The organism is Psychroserpens sp. AS72 (genome assembly GCF_038900375.1).
In the GTDB taxonomy this organism is placed as follows: Bacteria; Bacteroidota; Bacteroidia; order Flavobacteriales; family Flavobacteriaceae; genus Psychroserpens.
In genome coordinates this window covers 251,237-276,892 of record NZ_JBBMRC010000005.1, presented here as the reverse complement: position 1 = coordinate 276,892, position 25,656 = coordinate 251,237, and the positions used below count along the sequence as shown (strand labels likewise).

At 32.7% G+C, this 25,656-nt stretch carries 23 protein-coding genes; 11 read left to right on the top strand and 12 right to left on the bottom strand.

The features are described 5' to 3' along the window. Window positions 1–111: 111 nt before the first annotated feature. The 5 genes from WNY78_RS11850 to WNY78_RS11830 all read left to right on the top strand — a co-directional run bounded on the left by WNY78_RS11850 (window position 112) and on the right by WNY78_RS11830 (window position 6,757). Window positions 112–1,344, top strand: coding sequence for a hypothetical protein (locus WNY78_RS11850; RefSeq protein WP_342873415.1), 1,233 nt, complete (start codon window positions 112–114; stop codon window positions 1,342–1,344). Window positions 1,345–1,440: 96 nt separating this feature from the next. Next, window positions 1,441–2,115 (top strand): succinate dehydrogenase cytochrome b subunit, encoded by a 675-nt coding sequence (locus tag WNY78_RS11845; RefSeq protein WP_342873414.1) that lies wholly within the window; start codon window positions 1,441–1,443, stop codon window positions 2,113–2,115. 12 nt (window positions 2,116–2,127) lie between these two features. Beyond that, entirely contained in the window at window positions 2,128–4,140 is a 2,013-nt protein-coding gene (locus WNY78_RS11840) for a fumarate reductase/succinate dehydrogenase flavoprotein subunit (RefSeq protein WP_342873413.1), read from the top strand. 14 nt (window positions 4,141–4,154) lie between these two features. Then, on the top strand, window positions 4,155–4,901 hold the full coding sequence (locus tag WNY78_RS11835; protein WP_342873412.1) for a succinate dehydrogenase/fumarate reductase iron-sulfur subunit: 747 nt from the start codon (window positions 4,155–4,157) through the stop codon (window positions 4,899–4,901). Between the two features lie 83 nt (window positions 4,902–4,984). Next, window positions 4,985–6,757, top strand: coding sequence for a DNA mismatch repair protein MutS (locus WNY78_RS11830; RefSeq protein WP_342873411.1), 1,773 nt, complete (start codon window positions 4,985–4,987; stop codon window positions 6,755–6,757). 160 nt (window positions 6,758–6,917) lie between these two features. Here WNY78_RS11830 and rpmA read toward each other — a convergent pair whose 3' ends face one another. The 3 genes from rpmA to WNY78_RS11815 all read right to left on the bottom strand — a co-directional run bounded on the left by rpmA (window position 6,918) and on the right by WNY78_RS11815 (window position 8,449). Continuing rightward, window positions 6,918–7,178, bottom strand: coding sequence for a 50S ribosomal protein L27 (rpmA, locus tag WNY78_RS11825; protein ID WP_342873410.1), 261 nt, complete (start codon window positions 7,176–7,178; stop codon window positions 6,918–6,920). 42 nt (window positions 7,179–7,220) lie between these two features. Then, window positions 7,221–7,895, bottom strand: coding sequence for a 50S ribosomal protein L21 (rplU, locus tag WNY78_RS11820; RefSeq protein ID WP_342873409.1), 675 nt, complete (start codon window positions 7,893–7,895; stop codon window positions 7,221–7,223). A 98-nt stretch (window positions 7,896–7,993) separates the two neighbouring features. Further along, window positions 7,994–8,449, bottom strand: a complete 456-nt coding sequence (locus WNY78_RS11815) for a DUF4199 family protein (RefSeq protein ID WP_342873408.1) — start codon at window positions 8,447–8,449, stop codon at window positions 7,994–7,996. Window positions 8,450–8,668: 219 nt separating this feature from the next. Here WNY78_RS11815 and WNY78_RS11810 point away from each other — a divergent pair, with 219 nt between their 5' ends. After that, on the top strand, window positions 8,669–10,003 hold the full coding sequence (locus WNY78_RS11810; RefSeq protein WP_342873407.1) for a pitrilysin family protein: 1,335 nt from the start codon (window positions 8,669–8,671) through the stop codon (window positions 10,001–10,003). Between the two features lie 13 nt (window positions 10,004–10,016). After that, window positions 10,017–12,065 carry a pitrilysin family protein gene (locus WNY78_RS11805; protein WP_342873406.1) on the top strand — a complete coding sequence of 683 codons (2,049 nt, stop codon included), beginning with the start codon at window positions 10,017–10,019 and terminating at the stop codon, window positions 12,063–12,065. Between the two features lie 53 nt (window positions 12,066–12,118). Here WNY78_RS11805 and WNY78_RS11800 read toward each other — a convergent pair whose 3' ends face one another. After that, the gene (locus WNY78_RS11800; RefSeq protein WP_342873405.1) at window positions 12,119–12,997 is read right to left on the bottom strand and encodes an EamA family transporter; all 879 of its coding nucleotides are present in this window, start codon (window positions 12,995–12,997) and stop codon (window positions 12,119–12,121) included. A gap of 93 nt (window positions 12,998–13,090) precedes the next feature. On the opposite strand from WNY78_RS11800, the gene WNY78_RS11795 reads away from it, so the two are divergent. Then, window positions 13,091–13,630: a heavy metal-associated domain-containing protein gene (locus WNY78_RS11795; protein WP_342873404.1), complete on the top strand. Its 540-nt coding sequence runs from the start codon at window positions 13,091–13,093 to the stop codon at window positions 13,628–13,630. A 46-nt stretch (window positions 13,631–13,676) separates the two neighbouring features. Here the strand turns inward: WNY78_RS11795 and WNY78_RS11790 are convergent, their stop codons facing one another. Next, window positions 13,677–14,147, bottom strand: a complete 471-nt coding sequence (locus WNY78_RS11790; protein ID WP_342873403.1) for a CYTH domain-containing protein — start codon at window positions 14,145–14,147, stop codon at window positions 13,677–13,679. 30 nt (window positions 14,148–14,177) lie between these two features. Further along, the gene (locus WNY78_RS11785; protein WP_342873402.1) at window positions 14,178–14,783 is read right to left on the bottom strand and encodes a DUF2238 domain-containing protein; all 606 of its coding nucleotides are present in this window, start codon (window positions 14,781–14,783) and stop codon (window positions 14,178–14,180) included. A 43-nt stretch (window positions 14,784–14,826) separates the two neighbouring features. Here WNY78_RS11785 and dinB point away from each other — a divergent pair, with 43 nt between their 5' ends. Further along, on the top strand, window positions 14,827–15,936 hold the full coding sequence (gene dinB / locus WNY78_RS11780) for a DNA polymerase IV (protein ID WP_342873401.1): 1,110 nt from the start codon (window positions 14,827–14,829) through the stop codon (window positions 15,934–15,936). Window positions 15,937–15,943: 7 nt separating this feature from the next. On the opposite strand, the gene WNY78_RS11775 is transcribed toward dinB, so the two are convergent. After that, entirely contained in the window at window positions 15,944–17,419 is a 1,476-nt protein-coding gene (locus WNY78_RS11775; RefSeq protein ID WP_342873400.1) for a helix-turn-helix domain-containing protein, read from the bottom strand. Between the two features lie 119 nt (window positions 17,420–17,538). Here WNY78_RS11775 and aceB point away from each other — a divergent pair, with 119 nt between their 5' ends. Then, window positions 17,539–19,137 carry a malate synthase A gene (gene aceB, locus WNY78_RS11770; RefSeq protein WP_342873399.1) on the top strand — a complete coding sequence of 533 codons (1,599 nt, stop codon included), beginning with the start codon at window positions 17,539–17,541 and terminating at the stop codon, window positions 19,135–19,137. Window positions 19,138–19,222: 85 nt separating this feature from the next. Continuing rightward, complete coding sequence (locus WNY78_RS11765) at window positions 19,223–20,854, top strand: isocitrate lyase (protein WP_342873398.1); 1,632 nt, start codon at window positions 19,223–19,225, stop codon at window positions 20,852–20,854. 271 nt (window positions 20,855–21,125) lie between these two features. On the opposite strand, the gene pyk is transcribed toward WNY78_RS11765, so the two are convergent. The 5 genes from pyk to WNY78_RS11740 form a co-directional block, all read right to left on the bottom strand. After that, window positions 21,126–22,568: a pyruvate kinase gene (gene pyk / locus WNY78_RS11760; protein WP_342873397.1), complete on the bottom strand. Its 1,443-nt coding sequence runs from the start codon at window positions 22,566–22,568 to the stop codon at window positions 21,126–21,128. Beyond that, on the bottom strand, window positions 22,568–23,050 hold the full coding sequence (locus WNY78_RS11755) for an IPExxxVDY family protein (RefSeq protein WP_342873396.1): 483 nt from the start codon (window positions 23,048–23,050) through the stop codon (window positions 22,568–22,570). Before WNY78_RS11755 ends, pyk begins: the two co-directional genes overlap by 1 nt. 190 nt (window positions 23,051–23,240) lie before the next feature. Continuing rightward, entirely contained in the window at window positions 23,241–23,984 is a 744-nt protein-coding gene (rnc, locus tag WNY78_RS11750) for a ribonuclease III (RefSeq protein WP_342873395.1), read from the bottom strand. A 7-nt stretch (window positions 23,985–23,991) separates the two neighbouring features. Beyond that, a complete protein-coding gene (fabF, locus tag WNY78_RS11745) occupies window positions 23,992–25,242 on the bottom strand; it encodes a beta-ketoacyl-ACP synthase II (RefSeq protein WP_342873394.1) in 1,251 nt (416 codons plus the stop codon). 14 nt (window positions 25,243–25,256) lie between these two features. Next, window positions 25,257–25,490 carry an acyl carrier protein gene (locus tag WNY78_RS11740; RefSeq protein ID WP_013869581.1) on the bottom strand — a complete coding sequence of 78 codons (234 nt, stop codon included), beginning with the start codon at window positions 25,488–25,490 and terminating at the stop codon, window positions 25,257–25,259. Window positions 25,491–25,656: the final 166 nt, after the last annotated feature.

Below are 25,656 nucleotides of genomic sequence, written 5' to 3'. Positions count from 1 at the left end.
TTGACATCGTTTCAATAGACTTCACCTACTATTGTATGACGATTTCAATATAAATACTAATACAATCTATTTTTCATATAGTAAATAGATATGTACAACTAATCCTAAATTATGCTAAAGTCCGCTTTACTACTTTCAGCATTATTTATAACTTCTTTTGTGTATTCTCAAGAGGATATAAATAATCTCAATATATTTCTAGATTGCAATTTCTGTGACAACACTTATATCAAACAAAATCTTGGCAATGTCGAGTTTGTAAGAGATCAAGAACTAAGTGATGTTCATCTATTTTTTGTATCACAAGCTAATGGCAGTGGTGGATATTTATATGAAATAAATTTTATTGGTAAAGAAAGATTTGAAGCCATCAATTACATTTTAAAATTTTCTACCAATACAGATATGACAAGTGATGCTATTAGAACTGAATTAATAAAACATATAAAAATTGGTCTTGTTAGATACTGGATTGCAAACGGGAGTATAACAAATGTCTCTGTTAATGTACCAAGTCCTGAGAACGAAACAGAAGACACACAAGTTGAAGACAAATGGGATTATTGGGTGTTTAGAATTGGTGCAAGTGGTTATTTAAGTGGAGAAGAAACTAGCAACTACAGTAACCTAAATGTAGATCTTTCTGCTAAACGAGTGACCGAAAAAAATAAATTCTCATTTAGTGCACGCTTTGGGGAAAATAGATCAACCTTCACTTATGATGATGAAGACATTGTTGCTGTTAATAGCAGTAAAGCAATAGATATTAGTGATGTTCTTAGTATTAATGATCACTGGTCTTATGGTTTCTTCGGAAATATTGGCACTTCAACATATAGCAATTACAATACATATTGGAGATTTAAACCAGCGATAGAATACAACTTTTTTAATTACAAGGAATCAGCAAAAAAACAATTGATTATATCCTACAGAAATGGTTTAGTATTTAATAATTATATAGAACGCTCTGTATTTGGTGAGGATAAAGAATTACGGTTTCAGCACTCTTTACTTTTAGGAGGAAGTATACGTCAAGAATGGGGAAATATTAATGGTGAAGCTGCATTTAATCAATACTTACATGACACAACTCTTAATTCATTAGGTTTTTATGTTGGTGCAAATATTCGTGTATTTAAAGGTTTTAATTTCAATGTTGGTGGAAATTATAGAATCACTAGAGATCAAATTAATTTGCCAGCAGGTGATGTGTCATTAGAAGAGCTTTTGCTTCAACAACAACAATTACAATCTGGTTATAATTATTGGGTAAATGTAGGGTTTAGCTATTCTTTTGGCTCCATTTATAATTCAATTGTAAACCCAAGATTCAATTTTTAATTATACCCATTCTAAATAAATAAAATAGAAACTAAAATTTGCTGTACACGGCTCTGAACCTTATCTTTGTATAACAAATAATTAACCACAATTATAATGAGCGGAATTTTAAATTCGTCTATTGGAAGAAAGTTTGCCATGGCACTTTCGGCACTCTTCCTAATGATTTTCTTATTACAACATTTTGCAATTAACATTCTATCTGTCTTTAGTCCAGACTCCTTTAATGAAGTTTCTCATTTTATGGGAACCTTTTGGGCAGTACAATATTTATTGCAACCTGTTTTAATATTTGGTGTTATTTTTCACTTTGTAATGGGTTTTGTCTTAGAGATTAAAAACAACAAAGCAAGAAAAATAAACTATGCAAAAAACAATGGAGGTGCTAACTCAACTTGGATGAGCAGAAACATGATTTGGAGCGGTTTAGCAATTTTAGCTTTTATCGTTTTACACTTTATCGATTTTTGGATTCCAGAAATAAACACAAAATATATCGTTGGTGATATGTCTGGTTTACACAATGGTGAGTATAGATATTTTCATGAATTAGTTGAAAAATTTCACAGTCCACTTAGAGTTGGAGCTTATGTTATAGCATTTGTATTCTTAGCATTACACCTGTTACATGGCTTTAATTCGGCATTTCAATCTGTTGGTGCAAATAATAAATACACAAAAGGATTAAAGACTTTTAGTAAAGTATACGCAATTGGTATTCCATTAGGATTTATCTTCATTGCATTATTTCATCATTTAACAGGACATTAAAAAATAGATTCTATGGCTTTAGATTCAAAAATACCAAAAGGTCCAATTAAAGATAAATGGACAGATTATAAAAATCATATCGACTTAGTAAATCCTGCAAACAAGCGTAACATAGATGTTATTATTGTTGGTACTGGTTTAGCAGGTGGATCTGCTGCTGCTACTCTAGCAGAACTTGGATATAACGTAAAAGCATTTTGCTTTCAAGATTCTCCAAGACGTGCACACTCTATTGCAGCACAAGGAGGAATTAACGCAGCAAAAAATTATCAAGGAGATGGTGATTCAACCTATAGATTATTTTACGATACTGTAAAAGGTGGTGATTACCGATCTCGTGAAGCTAACGTTTATCGTTTAGCAGAAGTTTCAGCAAATATAATTGATCAATGCGTTGCTCAAGGTGTTCCTTTTGCAAGAGAATATGGTGGATTATTAGACAACCGTTCGTTTGGTGGAGTTCTAGTGTCTAGAACATTTTATGCTGCTGGACAAACAGGACAACAATTATTATTAGGAGCATATTCTGCCATGAACCGTCAAATTGGTCGTGGAAAAATCAAAATGTACAATCGTCACGAAATGTTAGACATTGTTAAGGTTGATGGAAAAGCTCGTGGAATTATAACACGTAACTTAATTACTGGAGAAATTGAAAGACATTCAGCGCACGCTGTAGTTCTTGGAACTGGTGGTTATGGTAACGTATTCTTCTTATCAACAAATGCGATGGGATCTAATGTAACAGCAGCCTGGAAAGCTCACAAACGTGGTGCTTACTTTGCAAATCCTTGTTACACACAAATTCATCCAACTTGTATTCCAGTTTCTGGAGATCATCAGTCTAAATTAACATTGATGTCTGAGTCTTTAAGAAATGATGGACGAATTTGGGTACCAAAACACATGAAAGATGTTGAGGCTATTAAAGCTGGAACATTAAAACCAAAAGAATTAGCTGAAGAGGATAGAGATTACTACTTAGAACGTCGTTATCCTGCATTCGGAAACTTAGTCCCTCGTGATGTTGCCTCTCGTGCAGCTAAAGAACGTTGTGATGCTGGTTTTGGTGTTAATGCAACAGGAGAAGCTGTATTCTTAGATTTTGCTTCGGCAATTGAACGTTATGGTAAAGAAACTGCTCACGTAAAAGGATTAGATGAAAATGATGCAGCTCTTGTTAAAAAATTAGGACAAGAAGTCATAAAAAATAAATACGGAAACTTATTCCAAATGTATGAGAAGATCGTAGATCAAGATCCATACAACACTCCAATGATGATTTATCCAGCAGTTCACTATACAATGGGTGGTGTTTGGGTTGATTATAACTTAATGACAACAGTTCCTGGATTATACTGTATTGGAGAAGCTAATTTCTCAGATCATGGAGCAAACAGACTTGGAGCTTCTGCACTAATGCAAGGTTTAGCAGATGGTTATTTTGTATTACCATACACAATTGGTGATTATCTATCTGATGATATTCGTACAGGACCAATTTCTACGGATACTAAAGAATTTGCTGAAGTTGAAGCTGAAGTCCGAAAAAATATCGATCACCTCATAAATAACAATGGTTCTCATTCTGTAGATTATTTCCATAAGAAATTAGGAAAAATCATGTGGAACAAAGTAGGAATGTCTAGAAATGTTAAAGGGTTAACAGAAGCTATTTCTGAAATAAAAGAACTTAGAAACCAATTCTGGAAAGATGTTAAAGTTCCTGGAACTAACGAAGAATATAACGAAGAGTTAGCAAAAGCTGGTCGTGTTGCAGATTTCTTAGAATTAGGAGAATTATTCGCTAAAGATGCTCTTAACAGAGAAGAATCTTGTGGTGGACACTTTAGAGAAGATGCAGTAGAGTTAGATGGCGAACAAAAAGGAGAAGCTAAACGTGATGATGAAAACTTTGCATACGTTTCTGCTTGGGAGTATAAAGGAGAACCTAGTGATGCTGTTTTGCATAAAGAACAGTTAGAGTTCAAGGATATAGAATTAAAACAAAGATCATACAAATAAGGAAAGCTATGAATATGAATTTAACACTTAAGATTTGGCGTCAAAAAAACGCAAGTGATAAAGGAGGTATGGTTGATTATAAAGTCAGCGATATTTCGCCAGATATGTCTTTCCTTGAAATGTTAGATGTACTTAATGAACAACTCATTAATAAAGATGAAGAACCTGTAGCTTTCGACCATGATTGTCGTGAAGGAATCTGCGGAATGTGTTCTTTATATATTAATGGAGAAGCACATGGACCAGATAGAGGCATAACTACTTGTCAATTGCACATGCGTATGTTTAAAGATGGAGACACAATTACTATCGAGCCCTTTAGAGCAACTGCATTTCCTGTAATTAAAGATTTAATTGTAGATAGAACTTCTTTTGATCGCATTCAACATGCTGGAGGATTTATTTCTGTAAACACATCAGGAAATACTATTGATGCAAACACAATTCCAATTAACAAACACGATGCAGATGAGGCTTTCTCAGCAGCAACTTGTATTGGCTGTGGTGCTTGTGTAGCATCTTGCAAAAACTCTTCAGCAATGTTATTTGTTGGAGCGAAAGTATCGCAATTCGCATTGTTGCCTCAAGGACAAATAGAAGCTACAGATCGTGTTTTAAACATGGTTAAACAAATGGACGAAGAAGGTTTTGGTAATTGTACCAATACTGGAGCTTGTGAAGTAGAATGTCCTAAAGGAATCTCTTTAGAGAACATTGCTCGTATGAATCGTGAGTACTTAAAAGCATCGCTTAAAGGTTAAGACAAACCTAAAAATATAAATATGTTTAAGCCCAAGTTGTAACGACTTGGGTTTTTTCGTTTCTTTATACCTTAAATTAATTTATGGATAATTCATTATCATTTTATAACACTCAATTAGAAACCCATAAAACTGAAGTTAGTGCACTTCAAAAGCAACTAGTACTCTATAGTATGTTGCGATTATCAATATTTCTAATTGCAGGATTTGCCATATATCTAGTATTACCAAATTGGCAATTAGCAGCTGTAATTGGAATAATTGGATTAGTAATTTTTATTTTGCTTTTAACAAAATACACTAACAAAAAAGCAAAACGAGAACTTCATAAATCATTGGTTCATATTAATGAAGAAGAATTAAAAATCGCATCTGGAAATTTTCATCATAGACCTACAGGTGAGCAATTTCAAGATCCGTTACATTTTTATAGTTTGGATATTGATCTCTTCGGAAAAGGATCATTCTTTCAATATATCAACAGAACAAGCTCTAATGAAGGCGAATCTCAACTTGCAAATACCTTAAAAGCTAATAACGTTTCTAATATTACAGATAGACAAGAAGCTGTTAAAGAGTTATCACAAAAAACGGAATGGACACAACTCTATGTAGCAACAGCAAGTCTCATAAAAACTGAAACACCTGCTCCTACAATTATAGAATGGTTAAAAACACACAACACCTTCATCCCAAAACAAATGCTTTGGGCAACGTGGCTTTTTGCTTTTATTTCTGTTTTATTATTAGCATTAGCTATTTTTAAAGTTATAGGAATTGGGTTTTTTGGTTATTGGATATTCGCAGGTTTAGGTATAACAGGATTATATCTTAAAAAGATAAATACGCTAGCTTTAAATGCAGATAAAACTAAAGACACTTTTAGACAATATGCATCTTTATTACTACAAATAGAAAACGAAACATTTGCCTCTAAACTACTTCAAGAAAAACAACAAAAAATACAATCTGAAAATAAGAAAGCTTCAGCTATTTTTTCAGAATTCTCTAAATCTCTAGACGCACTAGATAATAGAAATAATCTCTTTGGAGCTATTTTAGGGAATGGATATTTATTACTTGACATAAGAAATGCGTACAAAGTTGAGCAGTGGATTGCTGCCAATGCCAATAAAGTAGAAGAGTGGTTTGAAGTCGTGTCGTTTTTTGACGCATATAATAGTTTAGGCAATTATGCATTTAATCATCAAGAGCAAACGTTTCCTATAATTTCCGATGAAAATACTGTTATTGACGCAAAAAATTTAGGGCATCCATTGTTAGATAAAACAAAACGAGTAAACAGTGATGTCTTAATTAACAATCAAGAATTCTTTATTGTCACAGGTGCAAATATGGCTGGGAAAAGTACATTTTTACGTACAGTGTCATTACATATAGTTATGGCAAATGTTGGTTTACCTATAGCTGCAACATCAAGCAGATATTCTCCCGTAAAATTGATTACCAGTATGCGTACTAGTGATTCTTTAACAGACGATAGCAGTTATTTCTTTAGTGAATTAACGCGATTAAAATTCATCGTTGATGCTATTGTAAAAGAGCCTTATTTTATAATTCTAGATGAAATTCTAAAAGGTACAAATAGCACAGATAAAGCTATTGGTTCAAGAAAATTTGTGGAGAAATTAGTAGCAGGAAAAGCTACAGGTATTATTGCAACGCATGATTTGAGTCTTTGTGAAATTTCCGAAGAACTCAACGAAGTAAAAAACTATTATTTTGATGCCGAAATCGTTAACGACGAACTCTACTTTGATTATAAATTCAAAAAAGGGATTTGCCAAAATATGAATGCGAGCTTTCTATTAAAGAAAATGGAGATTGTGGATTAAGGCTTATAAAGTATCACTTTAAGTATCATGAATATTGTCGTGGAGACAAGAATCTATGAAAAATAAAAAAATGAGATTTTTCGCTACGCTCTGAATGACAAAAAACAAAAAACCCATTCTAATTTAGAATGGGTTTTTAATATTGTGTGATAAAATTCGATTAAGCTTCAAAAGGCTCAATAGAAACAAAAGACTTACCATCTTTTTTCTTTGTGAATTTTACTAAACCATCTACTTTAGCATGTAAAGTGTGGTCTTTTCCGCCATACACATTATCACCAGGATGATGTGTATTACCTCTTTGTCTAATGATAATGTTACCAGCTAATGCAGCTTGTCCACCAAAAATCTTAACACCTAAGCGTTTTGATTCTGATTCTCTACCATTTTTAGAACTACCTACTCCTTTTTTATGAGCCATTGTCTTAAGGTTTTATATTGTTATACTTAAGTGATTTAGCAATTATGCTTTACCACCATCTAATTCGTCTTGCCATTTCTTTAACTCATCCCACTTACCATCAGCAGCCATTTGAGCTTGTGCTGGCCATGTATCTGTTACGTGATTTCCACGAACATCTGCGATGATTTCTGAAATTTTTGCTGAATCTGTTTTTGCTAAATCAGCAAATGTTGCAATTCCTGCTTCAACTAATGTTGATGCAATCTTTGGTCCAATACCTTCAACTTTTTTCAAGTCGTCAGCTTTTCCAGTAGCTTTTTTAGGAGCAGCTGTCTTAGCTTCAGTTTTTGGAGCAGCAGCTTTTGCTTCTACTTTAGGTTCAGCTTTTTTAGCTTCTTTCTTTGGAGCAGCTTTCTTTGCTCCAGAAGTTGTAATGCTTTCAATTACGATTTCAGATAAAGATTGTCTGTGTCCATTTTTCACACGGTAACCTTTTCTTCTTTTCTTTTTGAAGACTATTACTTTGTCACCTTTAAGGTGCTTTAAGACTTTTGCACTTACTTGTGCTCCATCTATAGCTGGGGCGCCTAAAGTAATATTGTCACCATCACCAATTAAAAGAACGTTATCGAAATCTACTTTCTTACCTTCTTCTGTTGCTAAACGGTTAACAAAAACTTTTTGGTCTTTTTCAACTTTAAATTGATGCCCTGCTATCTCTACAATTGCGTACATAGCGTAACGTTTTTATTAATTATTTTATTAAAAATGTGTGCTTTCTCTTCAGAAAGCGGGTGCAAATATACATTCTAATTAATTAATCTACAAACGATTTATGTGTTTTGAGGAATATTATGGCTTTTTTTGAAAATTTGCATAAAAGCCAATGACAACACAACAGTTGAAGCTATGCCTTCAATAAAAATAATGAACACCAAAATACCTGCTCCAGAGTCATAATTTTCAAACCAAGCACCAAGCAATTCTTCTGTAAATGCTGTATCGAGATGAAACATGTAAATAGCCATAAATAGTGTAAAGAAAAGTGTACCTATGAAACCCGTAAGTAATCCTGTTTTAGTTCCATTAATATAGGAGAACTCATCTCCAGAGATACGTTTATAATACTTTATGGCATAAAATAAACCTAAAGACATAGCAATACCATTAAAAAGCCGTAACCATGGGTTTTGATGAAGACCTAACAATTTTAAAATTAAAAAATAGGCAACCAAACTTATTGCTATAAATATTCCATAGCGCAATGCAACTTTAAATGAAGTGTTCATAATTGTTGGTATTAAATGTTCTGGAATTCTACTAAAGTTCGTGAAAAAATTCTAATAACGTATTGGTTTTAAGATAAATTTTGCACTTCAAAATCAAAAATTAGCCTTTGTAATTACTATTTTTGTAGAAATAGTGTAACATTTTAACTAAATGAAACACTTGTAGTGCACATTGAAAAAAATTAACACAAAATCACAATTAATTAAAACAAACTCACAATGAAAAATTACCTATTAATTTTAGCCTCTTTGGTGCTTGTTGGCTTTTCTGCCAAAGCGCAACAGGTTGAATTTGAAGAATTTGATTTAGATAACGGACTTCACGTTATTTTACACCAAGATAATACTGCTCCTGTAGTAACAGTTGGTGTCATGTATAATGTAGGAGGAAAGGATTTAGGAGGAACTGCAGCAGCTCCTCGTACAGGTTTTGCTCACTTTTTTGAGCACCTTTTATTTGAAGGAACTGAAAATATTGGACGTGGAGAATGGTTTACAATTGTATCTTCAAATGGAGGAAGCAATAATGCGAACACATCTTTAGATAGAACTTACTATTATGAAGTTTTCCCTTCAAACAATTTAGAATTAGGACTTTGGATGGAATCTGAAAGAATGATGCATCCTGTTATTGACCAAGTTGGTGTTGATACACAAAATGAAGTTGTAAAAGAAGAAAAGCGTTTACGTTATGATAACTCTCCTTACGGTCAGTTTTTATTCGCTGTAAGTGAGAATTTGTTTAAAAATCACCCATATGCAAACAAGAATATTGGTGAAATGGCAGATTTAGATGCGTCTACTTTAGAAGAATTTCAACAATATTTTAAAGATTGGTATGGACCAAACAATGCAGCTTTAGTTATTGCTGGTGATATAGACACAAAAGAAGCTAAGAAATTAGCTGAAAAATATTTTTCAGATATTAAAAGCAGACCTGTACCAACTAGAAACTTCGCAAAAGAAGATCCTATTACAGAAAAAATAGATGCTAAATTCTACGATCCAAATATTCAAATTCCTGCAATCATTACAGCTTATAGAACTCCAGGTTTTAAAGAACGTGATGCTTATGTATTAAGTATGGTATCTGCATATTTAAGTGACGGGAAAACTTCTAAATTATATAAGACTATTGTTGATGACAAGAAAATGGCGCTTCAGGTAGGTGCAATCAATATCGATCAAATGGACTATAGTATTTATGCTATTTATGGGCTTCCGTTAGGAGATACTAAATTAGCTGATTTACTAGCTGAAATGGATAAAGAAATCGTAAAAATGCAAACTGAGCTCATTTCAGAAAATGACTATCAAAAACTTCAGAATAAATTTGAAAACAGATTTGTAAATTCTAATTCAAGTATTCAAGGTATCGCAAACTCTTTAGTAAGAAACTATATGTTATATGATGATATCAATTTAATTAATTCTGAAATTGAAATCTATCGTTCTATTACAAGACAAGAAATTCAAGATGTTGTAAAAAAATATTTGAATCCTAATCAACGTGTTGAATTAGAATATTTACCAAAAGAAAAAACTGACAACTAAAAAATAAATGAAAATGAAATTAAAAATATCAGTATTAATAGTAGCATTTTTAATGTCGGTTGGTGCATCTGCACAACTTGATCGTTCTAAAATGCCAGAACCAGGACCAGCTCCAAAAATCTCACTGGAGAAGCCTCAAGAATTTACATTAAAAAATGGTCTAACTGTTTTAGTTGTAGAAAACCATAAATTACCTAGAGTATCTTTCTCTTTAACTATTGACAATAAACCAATTACTGTTGGTGACAAAGGTGGTGTTGAGAGTTTAATTGGAGCCATGTTAGGAAATGGAACTAAAAACATCTCTAAAGATGAATTTAATGAAGAAGTAGACTTTTTAGGTGCACGATTAAGCTTTAATTTTAGAGGTGGTTTTGCTAGCTCATTATCTAAATACTCTGATCGTATTTTAGAATTAATGGCAGATGCAGCAATCAATCCATTATTAACTGAAGAAGAATTTGAAAAAGAAAAAGCAAAACTTATTGACGGTTTAAAAACTGAAGAAAACAGTGTAGATGCTGTTGCTGGAAGAGTTGGTTCTGCATTATCTTATGGAAAAAAACACCCTTATGGTGAGTTCACTACAGAAGAAACTGTAAACAATGTAACTTTTGGAGATGCTGTTGCTTTTTATGAAACCTATTTTAATCCTAACAATGCTTACTTAGTTGTTGTTGGTGATGTTAAGTTTAAAGACATTAAAAAGCAAATAGAAAAACATTTTTCTAAATGGGAAAAATCTGTTGGTGTAGATTACACTGTGCCAGATGAAGCTCCTAACGCACAATACACACAAATTAACTTTGTGGATATGCCTAATGCTGTACAATCTAATATCTCATTAACTAATAATGTAGATTTAGAAATGAAAGATGACGATTACCACTCTGTATTAATTGCTAATAAAATTTTAGGTGGAGGTTTTAATAGTTATTTAAACATGAATCTTCGTGAAGCTCATGGGTATACTTATGGAGCACGTTCTGGAATAGGAACCGATAAATATGCGTCTCGTTTTAGTGCAGGTGCTGCTGTTAGAAATATGGTAACAGATAGTGCTGTGGTTGAAACGTTGAAAGAAATTAACCGTATTAAAACAGAACCTGTTGAGCAAGACATGCTTAAAAATGCAAAAGCTAAATATGTTGGAGATTTTGTATTGGCTTTAGAAAGTCCTCAAACTATTGCACGTTATGCTTTAAATATTAAGTTGAATGATCTTCCAGATGATTTCTATACAACGTACTTACAGAAAATTAATGCAGTTACAGCAGATGATGTAAATCGTGTTGCTAATAAATATTTTAAAACTGAAAACGCTCGTATTGTAGTTATTGGTAAAGGTAGCGAAGTATTAGAAAACCTTGAGAAAACAGGGATTCCTATTAAATACTACGATAAATATGCAACAGCGACAGATAAGCCTACTTACGATATAGAAATGCCAGCAGATATGGATGCTACTAAAGTAATGCAATCTTATATCGATGCTATTGGAGGAAAAGCTGCTCTAGATAAAGTAAACTCTGTATATATGACTGCGGAAGCTGAATTACAACCAGGTGTAATGATGAATTTAGAGATGAAGAAAACGTCTAAAAATCAAGCAATGTCTGAAGTATCAGCAATGGGACAATCATTCATGAAATCTGTTGTTAGTCCTGAAGGTGGATATATTGTTCAACAAGGACAACGTAAAGATATGACACCTGAAGAATTAAAAGAAGCTACAGTAGAGTCTTCTCCTTTTCCTGAAGTTAACTATCTAAATGGTGGTGTGACTTTAGAAAAAATCGAAAATATTGATGGTGAAAATGCTTATAAAATCACTGTTGGTGATAGTAAAACATTATATTATAGTGTTGAAACTGGTTTAAAAATCAAACAAGTTGAAACTTCAGAATTAGGTTCTCAATCTGTATTTTATGATGAATATAAAGATGTTGGAGGTATTAAATTTCCTTTTAAAATTGGACAAACAGCTGGACCACGTCGTTTTGATTTTGCAGTAAAATCTGTAAAAGTAAATGAAGGTGTTACAGATGCTGATTTTGACTAATCATCTAAGTACATAAATTCTAAAAATCCGAAGTAAAATTACTTCGGATTTTTTTATGCCTTCTTTTTATTGGCTAGATATACACCTAGTAAAATAATCACACTAGCAACAATCTGTAAAGGCCCAAAAGTTTCGCCATCTAATAAACCCCAAGCTAGAGCTACAACTGGCATCAAATATGTCACAGACGATGCAAAAACAGGTGTAGATATCTGAACTAAAGTGTTAAAGAGCACTTTGGCAAGCGCAGTTCCGAAGAAAGATAAAATAACGACATATAGTATTGACATTTTAAAATCTGGATGCTCTAATGTTTCCGAAGAAAAGAAATCTGTAAACATTAATACCACAATTGCAGGAATAATGATTGCAACATAATTGCCAGTAGCAATACTCAATGGCTTTACATTTTGAAGGTGCTTTTTTATAATATTTACATTAAGCGCATACATGACTGTTGAAATAATAACGAAGCCAGCATACAAGTAATTTTGGTCAGGATTTAAGTCTGCGCCTTTCAATATTAATATACTTGTCCCAATAAATCCAATAACAACTCCTAAAAACTGACGTTTAGTAAAGCCTATTTTAAAAATCGCAAAACCTAGTAAAATAGCGTTTAACGGAACCAATGAATTAAGTATTGAAGTGATTGCACTATCTATTTCGGTTTCTGCAATAGCGAATAAAAAAGCAGGAATAAATGAACCGAGAAAACCTGAAATTACAACCCATTTCCATTCATTTTTTTTAATAGATTTTAAGTTCTTCAACCCAACTGAAAACAGAAAAATTCCTGTTATAATTGTACGTAATGCACCTAATTGATAAGGTGTTAAACCTAGTAAGGACTTTTTAATTAAAATGAAAGAACTTCCCCAAATCACTGATAAAATTAGTAGAAAAAGCCATTTTTTAGTGTTATCATTCATAAGTTCCCTTAACTAATTCACAAAATTCGTTAATTTTAATACAAGGAACATCAATATTTATTAAGTTTGTTTAAATTATTATTAAATAAGACTATGAAGACATTAAAAAATTTATTAGCTATTGCTTTGATATCAGTGTCGGTTATTGCTTGTAAAAGTGATAAAGAACCAGAAATTAAAACAGTAGAAACAACAACTGAAATAAATACAAATGCTGCTAAAAAGTTAGATCCTAATGCGACGTATGCAAAAGCAGAATTTGGTATTGAAGGTATGACTTGCGCAATGGGTTGTGCAAAGACTATTGAAAAGAAAATGGCAAAAATGGATGGCGTAAAGTCTGCTACCGTAGATTTTGAAAAAGAAATAGCTATGGTAGAGTATGATGAAGCTATGGTAACTCCAAAAACTTTAGAAGAAGCTGTTGCAAAAGCAGGAGACACTTATAAAGTTAAAAACATGAAAACTGTAGAGTCTTTTTCTACTGAAAAGCATGATTGCTCAGCAAGTTGCGCTAACAAGACTGAAGCTGAAAAAGCTGCTTGTAAAGCAAAATGTGCAAACAAAACTGAAGCTGAAAAAATGGCTTGTGCAGCAGATTGTAAAAAAGATTGTTGCGCTAAGAAAGTTTAATTTAAGCGATACAAAATATAATAACCACTCTATTTGAGTGGTTTTTTTATGACCAGTTTTTAAAAGGGTGTTGACTTAATTGAGAATTGTAATATCGCTTATCACCTGTGACTTCTTTTCCTAACCAAGCTGGTTTCTCAAAAGCTTCTTCTTCGTTATTTAATTCTACTTCAGCAATAATTAGACCTTCATTTTCTTCATGAAACACATCAACTTCAAAAACATGTTCTCCCATTTTAACTTCGTATCGAATTTTATCAATAACACCTTTTTCGCATAACTTTAAAAGTGCTTCCGCATCTGGTTTTGAGATCTCTTTTTCCCATTCAAAACGAGACAAGCCATCTTGTGTAGATTTTCCTTTAACAGTTAAAAAACCTTTATCTCCTTTTATTCTAACTCTAACTGTTCGTTCTGGATTGGTATTTAAGAACCCTTGAATGATCCTTGTGTGTTTATGGGATTCGGTTTTAAATGCTTCCGAAGTCACTAAAAATTTACGTTCTATTTCTATCATCTTTAGTTCCCATACAAATGGGAATCTATTTTAATTAATATTTATTTTATCTATTTGATGTGTATGATATTTTCCGAAGATAATCAAAGCCAAAATAGCTCCAATCGTAGCATACAACATATCAGATTGTGTATCCCAAATATAACCTTGAGTTCCCAAAAAAGAATTTCCACCTTCTCCTGTTCCTAGTGAAACTGCCCATTCTATAAACTCATAAGTCACGCTAATTGCCATAGCAATACAAACCACAATAAAGTTGAGCCAACTATTTGAATTCACGACTTTTTTACGAATCAATAATTCTCTTGTAATCATAGCTGGTACAAAACCTTGAGCAAAATGACCTACCTTATCATAATTATTCCTGGTTTGGTTAAAGGCTTCTTGAAGCCAATCAAACAAAGGAACTTCAGCATATGTATAATGACCTCCAATGATTAAAATAGCGCAGTGAAAAAATATGAGTACGTAGACAAAATTTGTGAATCTAAATTTATTAAACGTGAGTATGAGTACCAAAACACCAATAACAGCAGGTGAAACCTCCAAAAACCACGTGAAATATTCAAAAGGATCAATAGCAGACCAAATCAATAATAAAACTATTAATCCTAAAAGAGTGTATATAAGTTTCATGTTTTGCGCATCGATTAAATCAAAGATATTATAAATTTGTTTTATGCTAAGCGAATTACCAATTAGAAAAATTATTCATGTTGATATGGACGCATTTTATGCCTCTGTAGCAGAAATGGATGATCCAAGTCTAAAAGGTAAAGCCATTGCTGTTGGTGGAGGCGGAACTCGAGGTGTTATAAGTGCTGCAAGTTATGAGGCACGAAAATTTGGCGTAAAAAGTGCTATGTCTGGACGATTGGCTATCAAATTATGTCCGCATCTTATTTTCGTAAAAACCGATTTTGCACGTTATACTGAAATTTCAAAAAAAGTTCGTAGCATCTTTTTTGACTATACAGATCTTGTTGAACCTTTGTCTCTAGACGAAGCTTATTTGGATGTGACTGAGAATAAAAAAGGAAATCCCAGCGCATCTTTATTAGCTCAAGAGATTAGAACTCGCATTTTTAATGAGGTAGGTTTAACAGCCTCTGCAGGAATTTCTATCAACAAGTTTATTGCAAAAGTAGCTAGTGATTATAATAAACCCAACGGACAAAAGACCGTGAATCCAGAGGAAGTCCTTCAATTTTTGGAGGATTTAGATATTAGAAAATTTTATGGTGTTGGCAAAGTAACTGCCGAAAAAATGTATCAAAAAGGGATTTTTACCGGTAAGGATTTAAAATCAAAATCGTTAGAGTATTTAGATGAAAACTTCGGAAAGTCGGGACGTTACTATTACCATGTTGTTAGAGGTATTCACACGAGTGAAGTGAAACCCAACCGAATTAGAAAATCACTCGCTGCAGAACGTACGTTTAGTGAGAATTTATCTTCGGAAATTTTCATGCTAGAAAAACTAGAGCATATTGCAGAAGAAGTTGCAAAGCGACTCCAAAAAAGTAAAGTCTCTGGAAAAACAGTGACATTAAAAATAAAGTATAGTGATTTCACATTACAAACAAGAAGCAAAACCTTGCCTTATTTTGTGAGTGATAAGAGCATTATTCTCGAAACGGCTAAGGATTTATTATTTCAAGAAAAAATGAATAATTCTGTACGCTTACTAGGAATTTCTTTATCTAATTTAAATACTGAGGATTCTAAAAAGAAGAAAAAAGAAATAAAGGAAGAACCTGTTAGTGTGCAGTTGCGGTTTGAGTTTTAATCACAAATTATTCAAACTTTTTATTTAGAACCTCAACAATATGTTCAATTTTTGTGTTTTTATCAGCTCTTTCTAAAGCTAATGCTGGAGCTTGCCTTACTTTACAATCTTTTATAGAACATCGTTCACACGTAACACCAACTTCTTCTGTTTTAATGGTTTTATCACCTAAAAATTTTAGTTTACGTTCTAATTGTTTATTGATCAATAAACCAATACTTATACTTCTATATTGATGATCTCTAAATGGATCTTTAGTTGCAGATGACAATATTAAATAGGTTGCATCATCATTTACATAATTAGAGATTTGAATATCAAACTCATGAGCATTTTTATTGACACTAATATCTTTTAATACGTTTAATGAAACCCATCGTCTGCAATAATGTTCATTGTTTTCATTAGCACGAGGAGAATGCTGATGAGATAAATGAAGTTCTTTTTTTAAATAAAATTTCCCGCTATTTGCTTTGTGTGTAAATCTTAAAAAGAACAAATTTTGAATATTATAGGCTTTAGGTAAAATATTGGTTAAACGTTGATAAAATGATTCTGGTGATGCGTTAAAAGCATTCATTGCTTTAATAAACAAGGCTTCGTCAAAAGTGTCTTTTTCAAAAACTTCATCCAATTGAGCTATTAAATTTGCTTTAGGAATGAGTAATGCGCCTGCAAAATATGATGCATAAAAGTTATTTAAAACTTGATCAAAATTCTCAAATTTTATCCACGGAAATGTATATAATCGATCCTTAATGTCTAAAAAATTACACGCTATTTCTTTAGCATAGATGAAAGAACGTTGTGCTTCATCAATACCATCTGCAAGTAATAGAGTTTTAGTTTTAGGCACAAAAACTGAACGTAAATTTTCTAATACCTCATATTTACTTAACTCATCATCTATGATAACATAACCGTATTCTTCAATTAAAATTTCTTCTAAATCATCAGAAGCTATAGGTTTGGTTAAATCAATTTGATATGCTTTTGAAAACTTTAAAACCTGCTGTTCTAAATCGTCAAAATAATTATTATTTGCTTCTTGAAACGTTCTAACGGAAGCCAAGAAAAAACTTTCTCTACTAAAATTATAATGTTGAGCAATTTCAATTATTGTGCTAATAAATGCATTCACTTTTGCAGGTGCATTTGCAACTATATCTATTAAGTTACTTTCTTTAATCCCAAAAAGTTCTAACGGAATTTCTTTTAAAATTTTAGACTGTAATATGTCTCCAATTGGAGCTAAGTTTTTATCCAACTTTAAAGACACCATTTGATCATAAGGAATGTCTAATTTCTCTGAAAGCATAGAAATTTTATCTGGTTTCGGATATTTTTTTCCTTTTTCTATTTCGTTTAAATACGATTTCGAAAGACCCGAAAGTTTAGATAAACCAAATAAGGATAAATTCTTCTCAGTCCTTATCTGCTTTAGTTTTAAGCCAAATATGAGTTTAATATAATCTTCTTCCATAAAAGCAAATATAAGCTATTTTGCGAATATACTTTTTCAGCGAAAAAATATTTTTAGCGAACGTTCGCTAGGATTTTAAAAAAGTTTATTCTATCATTGTAGTGTAAAATTATAATAAGATGGAAAACAAGCTTTTAAAATTACCTAAAACACAATTCGCTAAAGATGTTAAAAATTATTATCCAGAAATACTTACGGATGACGCCTTAGCTTTTATTACAGCGCTTCATGAAAAGTTTAATTCTAAACGGTTAGAAGTGTTAAAGAGACGTGAGCAAGAACAGCAAGTTTTTGATACTGGAAAATTTCCAGAGTTTCCAAGAGAAACCAAACATATTAGAGAAAGCAATTGGACTGCAGGACATATTCCTTTAGATATGCAAGACAGACGTGTTGAAATTACTGGTCCTGTAGATAGAAAAATGATCATTAATGCTTTAAACTCTGGTGCTAAAACGTTTATGGCAGATTTAGAAGACAGTAATGCACCAACTTGGAAAAATACAATTGAAGGTCAGCAAAACTTAATAGATGCGAATACAAAAACGATCTCTTTATATGATTCTAGAAAAGATAAATCGTATCAATTAAATCCTAAAACTGCAGTATTATTAGTGAGACCTAGAGGTTTACATTTAAACGAACGGCATATTCTTATTAATAAAGAGGAAGCTTCAGGGAGTTTAGTAGATTTTGGTTTGTACGTTTTTCACAACACTAAAACCATGTTAGAAAACGAAACTGCACCCTATTTTTATCTTCCGAAGTTAGAGCATTACTTAGAAGCTCGTTGGTGGAATGAGGTATTTGCTTTTGCGCAAGATTATTTAGAAGTACCACAAGGTACATTTAAAGCAACAGTTTTGGTAGAAACGATTACAGCTACTTTTCAATTGGATGAAATCATTTATGAGCTTAAAGATCATATCGTAGGTTTAAATTGTGGACGTTGGGATTATATCTTTTCATATATCAAGAAATTTAGAAATCATCCAAACTTTGTGGTTCCTAATCGCGATCAAGTAACAATGACGACACCTTTTATGGATGCATATTCTAAACTAGTGATACAACGTTGCCATAAAAGAGGCATTCTTGCTATTGGTGGAATGGCTGCCCAAATTCCTATTAAAAACAATGAAGAAGCCAATGCTGCAGCTTTAGAAAAAGTACGAAAAGACAAAGAACGTGAAGTTAAAAACGGTCACGATGGCACTTGGGTAGCACATCCAGATTTAGTTGAAGTTGCCATGAAAGAGTTCGATACATACATGCCAACACCAAATCAATTACATGTTTTACGTGAAGATATACACATTACTGAACAAGATTTGGTTGAAATTCCTCTAGGAACTGTAACAGAAGCAGGAATTAGAAAAAACATAAACGTTGGTATTTTATATACTGAAGCTTGGTTAAGAGGTCATGGAGCAGTAGCGCTTTATAATTTAATGGAAGATGCTGCAACTGCCGAAATATCAAGAACTCAAGTTTGGCAATGGTTAAAAAATGAAGTCAAACTAGAAGATGGAAGATTATTTACCAGAACATTATTTGATGACATTTTTGATAATGAAGTTGAAAAGATCATTACAGAAATAGGTCAAGATAACATCGTAAATACCAAATTTAAATTAGCAATAGAATTGTTTAACAAACTAGTAACACAAGAAAAATTTGAAGAGTTTTTAACGCTTCCTGCTTACCAATACATTTAAAAAAAATGTCTCGCAACTACTGGAATAGTGTGCGAGACTACCATATCAAAATCTAGAAAAAACCTTAATACGTAAACACAAAATTATGAAAAATTTAGCACAAAGCAATTATGGTTCTGCATTAGAAACTGTAAGAAATCTTAAAGCAAAGTATGGAAATTCATGGAATGCTATTAATCCAGAAAGTGCAGCTAGAATGGTTGCTCAAAATCGTTTTAACACAGGATTAGATATCGCTAAACATACAGCTTCTGTTATGAGAGAAGACATGGCAGCTTATGACAAAGACCCTTCAAATTACACACAATCTTTAGGTTGCTGGCATGGTTTTATTGCGCAGCAAAAAATGATTGCAGTAAAAAAGCATCACAAAACTACTAGCAAAAGATATTTATACCTTTCTGGTTGGATGGTTGCTGCATTACGTTCAGAATTTGGACCATTACCAGATCAATCTATGCACGAAAAAACCGCAGTACCTAGTCTTATAGCAGAAATCTATGATTTTTTACGTCAGGCAGATGCTATTGCATTAAATGATTTATTTAGACGATTAGAAAAAGGGGAAGATGTGCAGGATGACATCGATAATTTTGAATCACATATTGTTCCTATCATAGCAGATATTGATGCTGGCTTCGGAAATGAGGAAGCTACCTATTTATTGGCTAAAAAAATGATTCAGGCTGGAGCTTGTGCTATTCAAATTGAAAATCAAGTATCTGATGCGAAACAATGTGGTCATCAAGACGGAAAAGTAACAGTACCACACGAAGATTTTATTGCAAAATTAAATGCTGTGAGATATGCATTTCTAGAATTAGGAGTTGATAACGGAATTATTGTAGCAAGAACAGACTCAGAAGGTGCAGGTTTAACTCAAAAACTTCCAGTAAGCCAAGAACCAGGAGATTTAGCATCTCAATATTTAGCTTTTGTGGAAGCTGAAGAAATTGCTATCAATGAAGCCAGAGAAGATGATGTATTACTAAAAAGGGATGGGAAACTGGTGCGTCCTGTAAGATTACCAAATGGTTTGTATAAGTTTAAAGATGGCACCAATATAGACCGTGTAGTTTTAGATTGTGTGACTAGTCTTCAAAATGGAGCCGATTTATTATGGATTGAAACACCTACACCAAATGTGAAACAAATTGCACATATGGTAAATAGAGTTAAAGACATTGTGCCTAATGCTAAATTGGTGTATAACAATTCGCCATCATTTAACTGGACGTTGAATTTCCGTAATCAAGCATACGATGACATGCTTGCTGAAGGTGAGAACATGACAGCTTATGATAGAAACAATTTGATGGATTCTCAATATGATGGTTCTGAATTATGCTTTCGTGCAGATGAGAAAATTAAGACTTTTCAAATAGATGGTGCAAAAGAAGCTGGGATTTTTCATCACCTAATCACACTTCCAACATATCACACAACAGCATTACACATGAATGATCTAACCGAAGGTTATTTTGGAGAAGAAGGTATGTTGGCTTATGTAAAAGGTGTACAACGACAAGAAATTAGAAAAGGCGTTGCTTGTGTAAAACATCAAAGAATGGCAGGTTCCGATCTTGGTGATGACCACAAAACGTTTTTTGCTGGAGATAAAGCTTTAAAAGCTGGAGGACAAAATAATACGTCTAATCAATTTGAAGTGAAGTCAGTGAAGAACACTGCTGTAGAAAAACTACGTGCAGCTGTATAAGTTATTTTTGCTAAAATAATTTTCAAAATAATTAATGCGTTACCTTTTTAGGTTAACGCATTTTTTTTGAGGTTCTAATTAATGTGTCTTCGGAAATTTTAATTCTACAAAAAAACCTCACTAAAATAAATTAGCAAGGTTGTTGTTTTTTGCGTTAGCGATTGAACGGTCTGTTTGAGCTCCTCGAAGAGAGCGAGTAGTGAAAGCGCGACCTTTAGGTAACGCCCAAATTACAATGACAATTCAACTTCGCTCAGTGTCTTAAATAGTTTTAGAAACTACAACTAGTAATCTCTGTAACACGCAATGTATTTACCATACCTTTTTCTTGAATAGGCATTGCTGCTAAACTAATGAGCATATCTCCTACTTCTAGATAGCCTTTTTTACAAGCAATAGCATTAACATCTTCTATGGTTTCATCTGTACTAACAAATTTATCGTAGTAAAAGGATTCAACTCCCCAAAGCATACTCAATTGTGTTAAGATTCTTTTATTAGACGTGAACACTAAAATATGTGCACTTGGTCTCCAAGCCGAAATTTGAAATGCTGTATAACCTGAGTTAGTTAATGTAGAAATCGCTTTTGCATTAATATCATTAGCCATATGCGCTGCATGATAACAAATAGACTTAGTGATATAACGTTTTGTCTTAATATGTGGTGGTGATTGTGGTACTTTGATCAAATCTGAGTCTTCAACACTTCTAATAATATTTGCCATTTGAGTGATCACCTGTATTGGATATTTACCAACAGATGTTTCTCCAGATAACATTACTGCATCTGCGCCATCCATCACAGAATTGGCAACATCATTAACCTCAGCACGTGTTGGAGTTAAACTTGTAATCATCGTTTCCATCATTTGGGTAGCGATTATTACAGGAATTCTAGCACGTTTAGCACGCAAGACCAATTTCTTTTGAACTAAAGGCACTTCCTCTGCTGGAATTTCAACTCCTAAATCTCCACGAGCAACCATCAAACCATCACAATAGGCAACTATCTTATCGATATTTTCTACTGCTTCTGGTTTTTCAATTTTTGCTATAATAGGAATTTTATGTTCACTATGCTTTTTGATTAAATCTTCTAATTGCATTAAATCTTCTGCATGACGAACAAATGATAATGCCATCCAATCTACTTTCAAACTACAAGCAAAAATAGCATCTTCGATATCTTTTTCTGTTAATGCTGGTTGTGAGATATTAGTATTTGGAAGATTAACACCTTTTTTAGAACGTAATGGTCCTCCTTGAATGACACGAGTTAAGACTTCAGATTTACCATCAGTAGACACAACTTCAAAAATTAATTTTCCATCATCTAAAAGGATACGTTCTCCTGGATTTGCATCTTGAGGAAATTTATCATAAGTCATGTAAACACGCTCTTTTGTCCCTTCAAAACGTTTTCCGGTAGCAAAAATAATTTCATCACCTTTATTGACAATCACTTCACCTTTCATGACACCAACTCTTAATTTTGGCCCTTGAAGATCTGCAAGAATAGCAGCATTGAAACCAAATTCATCGTTAAGCCCTCTAATCATGTTTACACGCTCTTCTACATCTTTGTAATCTGCATGAGAAAAATTGATTCTGAATACATTTACGCCTTCTTCTAACATGCCTTTAAGTACTTCTTTAGTACTTGTTGCTGGTCCGAGTGTAGCTACTATTTTTGTTTTTTTTCTTCTTAACATTAGTCGAAAATTAAGTGTTCTTTAGATTTTAATTGGTCTATATCAACAATATATGTTGTTATAACTTGTGGTATTGTTTGTATTTTATTTAAAATGATTTTCTCATTAAAGTGCCGATCTTCATTGGTGACTTTAATGAGGTAATCTACTTTTTTTAATTCTGGTAATAGGTTTATGGTTCTTGTAACAGTTGCTTGATTTGCAAATAATGATCCTGAACTTTGCAAACCAGCTTCTTCTTTTTTACAGACGTTAGAGACAAGATTCCATACACTATCAATCTTTTCGTTTTCCCATTCATAAATTGCGAAAGAAGCATCAAAATAATTATAATCTAAATCGTGTTCCTTACGTTTTAAATTAAGTTCTAAATGCTTATTAAGAAGATAAGCTAGACGATAATCTTCTAACCTACAGTGAATCGCAATTAGCGAAAACGAAGCATCATAAAAATCGTCAACAAGTAATTTGTGTAATGCCATAATCAATCAACCACATTATGAACTTGTTTATGCTTTTTTAATTAGTTAATAAATTAAAAAGTTCAAATAAGTTAAATGTAAATATAGTACAATATAGCTATTAAAACGTGAAGTTTTGGTTAATCTTAACGACGCTATACAGCGAAAACGTTGTAGTTGTAAAGAATTGATTACAAAATTTATAAGTGGCTTAAAACGCTTTACTTATTTCATTCTGAAATGCAAAAAATGCACGTTTAGACGCTTTTTCTTCTGCTTTCTTTTTAGAAGTTGCTCTTGCTTTTGCAATTACTTTTTCATCTATTGAGAGCTTTACAGAAAAATGTTTTAATTCATCGTTTCCTGTATCTTCATAAACATTATAGTCGAATGTTTTCTTTTCTTTTTGACACCACTCAATTAATAAACTCTTATAACTAATTACACGACCTTCTAAGGTTTCGATATCTACATGAGGCTTAATCACACGTTTATGAATGAATTTTTCGCAGTATTGATAGCCTTTATCTAAATAGATAGCACCTACTAGAGACTCAAAAAGGTTTCCATGAATATTGTTTCCGAAGTTAGATTTAGGGATTTTACTTTCTACCAAATCTATAAGTTTTAACTCCTTACCTAATTCATTAAGGTGTTCTCTACTTACTACTTTAGAACGCATTTTGGTTAAATAGCCTTCGTCACCATGAGGTACTTCTTCAAATAAGTAAGCAGCAATTACGGCACTTAGCATTGCATCACCTACAAACTCTAATCGCTCATAATTTAAAGCATTACCTTTTTTGTCCTTAATATTCATAGAACGATGGGTAAAAGCCTTGAAGTAAAGTGATTTATTTTTAACCTTATAACCTAGAATATCGTTGAGTAATAAAAAAAAATTCCCGTCTTTAACTGAACGGGAATTTTTTAATATGTTACGAATGAAGCTCATTCGGGATTTAATCTAGTTTTTTGAATAATACACAAGCGTTGTGACCGCCAAATCCAAACGTATTACTCATAGCAACTTTAACGTCTCTTTTTTGTGCTTTATTTAATGTTAAATTAAGTTTAGGATCTATATTCTCATCAACTACTTTGTGGTTTATTGTTGGAGGTACGATACCATGTTCCATTGCTAAAATTGATGCAATAGATTCTATAGCTCCTGCAGCTCCTAATAAATGTCCAGTCATGGACTTAGTAGAGTTGATGTTGATATTTTTTGCATGATCACCAAACACTTCAGAAATCGCTTTAAGTTCAGCAACATCTCCAAGAGGTGTTGATGTTCCATGCGTGTTGATATGATCAACTTCTTCAGGTTTAATACCAGCATTTTCTAAACAATTTCTCATTACAGCAATAACACCAATACCATCAGGATGAGGTGCAGTCATATGATGTGCATCAGATGATAAACCGCCTCCTAATAATTCAGCATAAATTTTAGCGCCTCTTGCTTTTGCGTGCTCATATTCTTCAAGAATAATAGCTCCTGCTCCTTCTCCTAACACAAATCCATCTCTGGTTGCATCAAAAGGTCTAGAAGCTGTTTCTGGGCTTTCATTTCTTGTTGACAGTGCGTGCATAGCATTAAAACCACCCATTCCTGCAATAGTTACTGCTGCCTCACTACCACCTGTTACGATAACATCACAATGACCCAAACGAATCATATTTAATGAATCAAACATAGCATTAGCTGAGGATGCGCATGCGGATACTGTTGTGTAATTAGGCCCCATAAATCCATGTTTAATAGATATGTTACCTGGTGCAATATCTGCAATCATTTTTGGGATAAAGAATGGATTAAATCTTGGTGTGCCATCTCCAGCTGCAAAGTTTAATACTTCGTCTTGAAATGTTTCCAAGCCTCCAATTCCTGCTCCCCAAATAACGCCTACTCGTAATTTATTTATTTTTTCTAGATCTAGCTTAGAATCTATGATAGCTTCATCTGAAGCTACCATAGCATACTGTGCAAATCTATCCATTTTACGAGCCTCTTTTCTATCTAGAAAATCGGTAGCATTAAAGTTTTTTAATTCGCAAGCGAACTTCGTTTTGAACTTTTCAGCATCAAAATATGTTATAGGTGCAGCACCACTTTTACCACTAATAAGCGCATCCCAAAATTCATCTTTGGTATTGCCTATAGGTGTAAGTGCTCCTAAACCAGTAACTACAACTCGCTTTAATTCCATAAATTTTTATTGAATTATTTTGCTGCTTCTATATAAGAGACTGCTTGACCAACTGTAGCAATGTTCTCAGCTTGATCGTCTGGGATTTGAATATCAAATTCTTTTTCAAATTCCATGATTAATTCAACAGTATCTAGAGAATCTGCTCCTAAATCGTTCGTGAAGCTAGCTTCAGTTACAACTTCGTTTTCATCTACTCCTAATTTGTCTACTATAATCGCTTTTACTCTTGATGCAATGTCTGACATAATTTTTTAATTTTAAATTTTAATTTAGGTCGCAAAAATAAAAAAACTTTATTTCAATACACACCTTTAGTTTAAAAATGTGATGGTAATTTAGTAAAATTACTTTGAAGATTTTATCTTTTACGTTCTAATTGTTAATTATTATTCTTTTTTTTGTTTTGAATAA

Excerpts from the sequence above, each read along its gene's own strand:
- WNY78_RS11850 (WP_342873415.1), top strand. The coding sequence starts at position 112 with ATGCTAAAGTCCGCTTTACTACTTTCAGCATTATTTATAACTTCTTTT.
- WNY78_RS11845 (WP_342873414.1), top strand. The coding sequence starts at position 1,441 with ATGAGCGGAATTTTAAATTCGTCTATTGGAAGAAAGTTTGCCATGGCA.
- WNY78_RS11840 (WP_342873413.1), top strand. The coding sequence starts at position 2,128 with ATGGCTTTAGATTCAAAAATACCAAAAGGTCCAATTAAAGATAAATGG.
- WNY78_RS11835 (WP_342873412.1), top strand. The coding sequence starts at position 4,155 with ATGAATTTAACACTTAAGATTTGGCGTCAAAAAAACGCAAGTGATAAA.
- WNY78_RS11830 (WP_342873411.1), top strand. The coding sequence starts at position 4,985 with ATGGATAATTCATTATCATTTTATAACACTCAATTAGAAACCCATAAA.
- rpmA (WP_342873410.1), bottom strand. The coding sequence starts at position 7,178 with ATGGCTCATAAAAAAGGAGTAGGTAGTTCTAAAAATGGTAGAGAATCA.
- rplU (WP_342873409.1), bottom strand. The coding sequence starts at position 7,895 with ATGTACGCAATTGTAGAGATAGCAGGGCATCAATTTAAAGTTGAAAAA.
- WNY78_RS11815 (WP_342873408.1), bottom strand. The coding sequence starts at position 8,449 with ATGAACACTTCATTTAAAGTTGCATTGCGCTATGGAATATTTATAGCA.
- WNY78_RS11810 (WP_342873407.1), top strand. The coding sequence starts at position 8,669 with ATGAAAAATTACCTATTAATTTTAGCCTCTTTGGTGCTTGTTGGCTTT.
- WNY78_RS11805 (WP_342873406.1), top strand. The coding sequence starts at position 10,017 with ATGAAATTAAAAATATCAGTATTAATAGTAGCATTTTTAATGTCGGTT.
- WNY78_RS11800 (WP_342873405.1), bottom strand. The coding sequence starts at position 12,997 with ATGAATGATAACACTAAAAAATGGCTTTTTCTACTAATTTTATCAGTG.
- WNY78_RS11795 (WP_342873404.1), top strand. The coding sequence starts at position 13,091 with ATGAAGACATTAAAAAATTTATTAGCTATTGCTTTGATATCAGTGTCG.
- WNY78_RS11790 (WP_342873403.1), bottom strand. The coding sequence starts at position 14,147 with ATGATAGAAATAGAACGTAAATTTTTAGTGACTTCGGAAGCATTTAAA.
- WNY78_RS11785 (WP_342873402.1), bottom strand. The coding sequence starts at position 14,783 with ATGAAACTTATATACACTCTTTTAGGATTAATAGTTTTATTATTGATT.
- dinB (WP_342873401.1), top strand. The coding sequence starts at position 14,827 with ATGCTAAGCGAATTACCAATTAGAAAAATTATTCATGTTGATATGGAC.
- WNY78_RS11775 (WP_342873400.1), bottom strand. The coding sequence starts at position 17,419 with ATGGAAGAAGATTATATTAAACTCATATTTGGCTTAAAACTAAAGCAG.
- aceB (WP_342873399.1), top strand. The coding sequence starts at position 17,539 with ATGGAAAACAAGCTTTTAAAATTACCTAAAACACAATTCGCTAAAGAT.
- WNY78_RS11765 (WP_342873398.1), top strand. The coding sequence starts at position 19,223 with ATGAAAAATTTAGCACAAAGCAATTATGGTTCTGCATTAGAAACTGTA.
- pyk (WP_342873397.1), bottom strand. The coding sequence starts at position 22,568 with ATGTTAAGAAGAAAAAAAACAAAAATAGTAGCTACACTCGGACCAGCA.
- WNY78_RS11755 (WP_342873396.1), bottom strand. The coding sequence starts at position 23,050 with ATGGCATTACACAAATTACTTGTTGACGATTTTTATGATGCTTCGTTT.
- rnc (WP_342873395.1), bottom strand. The coding sequence starts at position 23,984 with ATGAGCTTCATTCGTAACATATTAAAAAATTCCCGTTCAGTTAAAGAC.
- fabF (WP_342873394.1), bottom strand. The coding sequence starts at position 25,242 with ATGGAATTAAAGCGAGTTGTAGTTACTGGTTTAGGAGCACTTACACCT.
- WNY78_RS11740 (WP_013869581.1), bottom strand. The coding sequence starts at position 25,490 with ATGTCAGACATTGCATCAAGAGTAAAAGCGATTATAGTAGACAAATTA.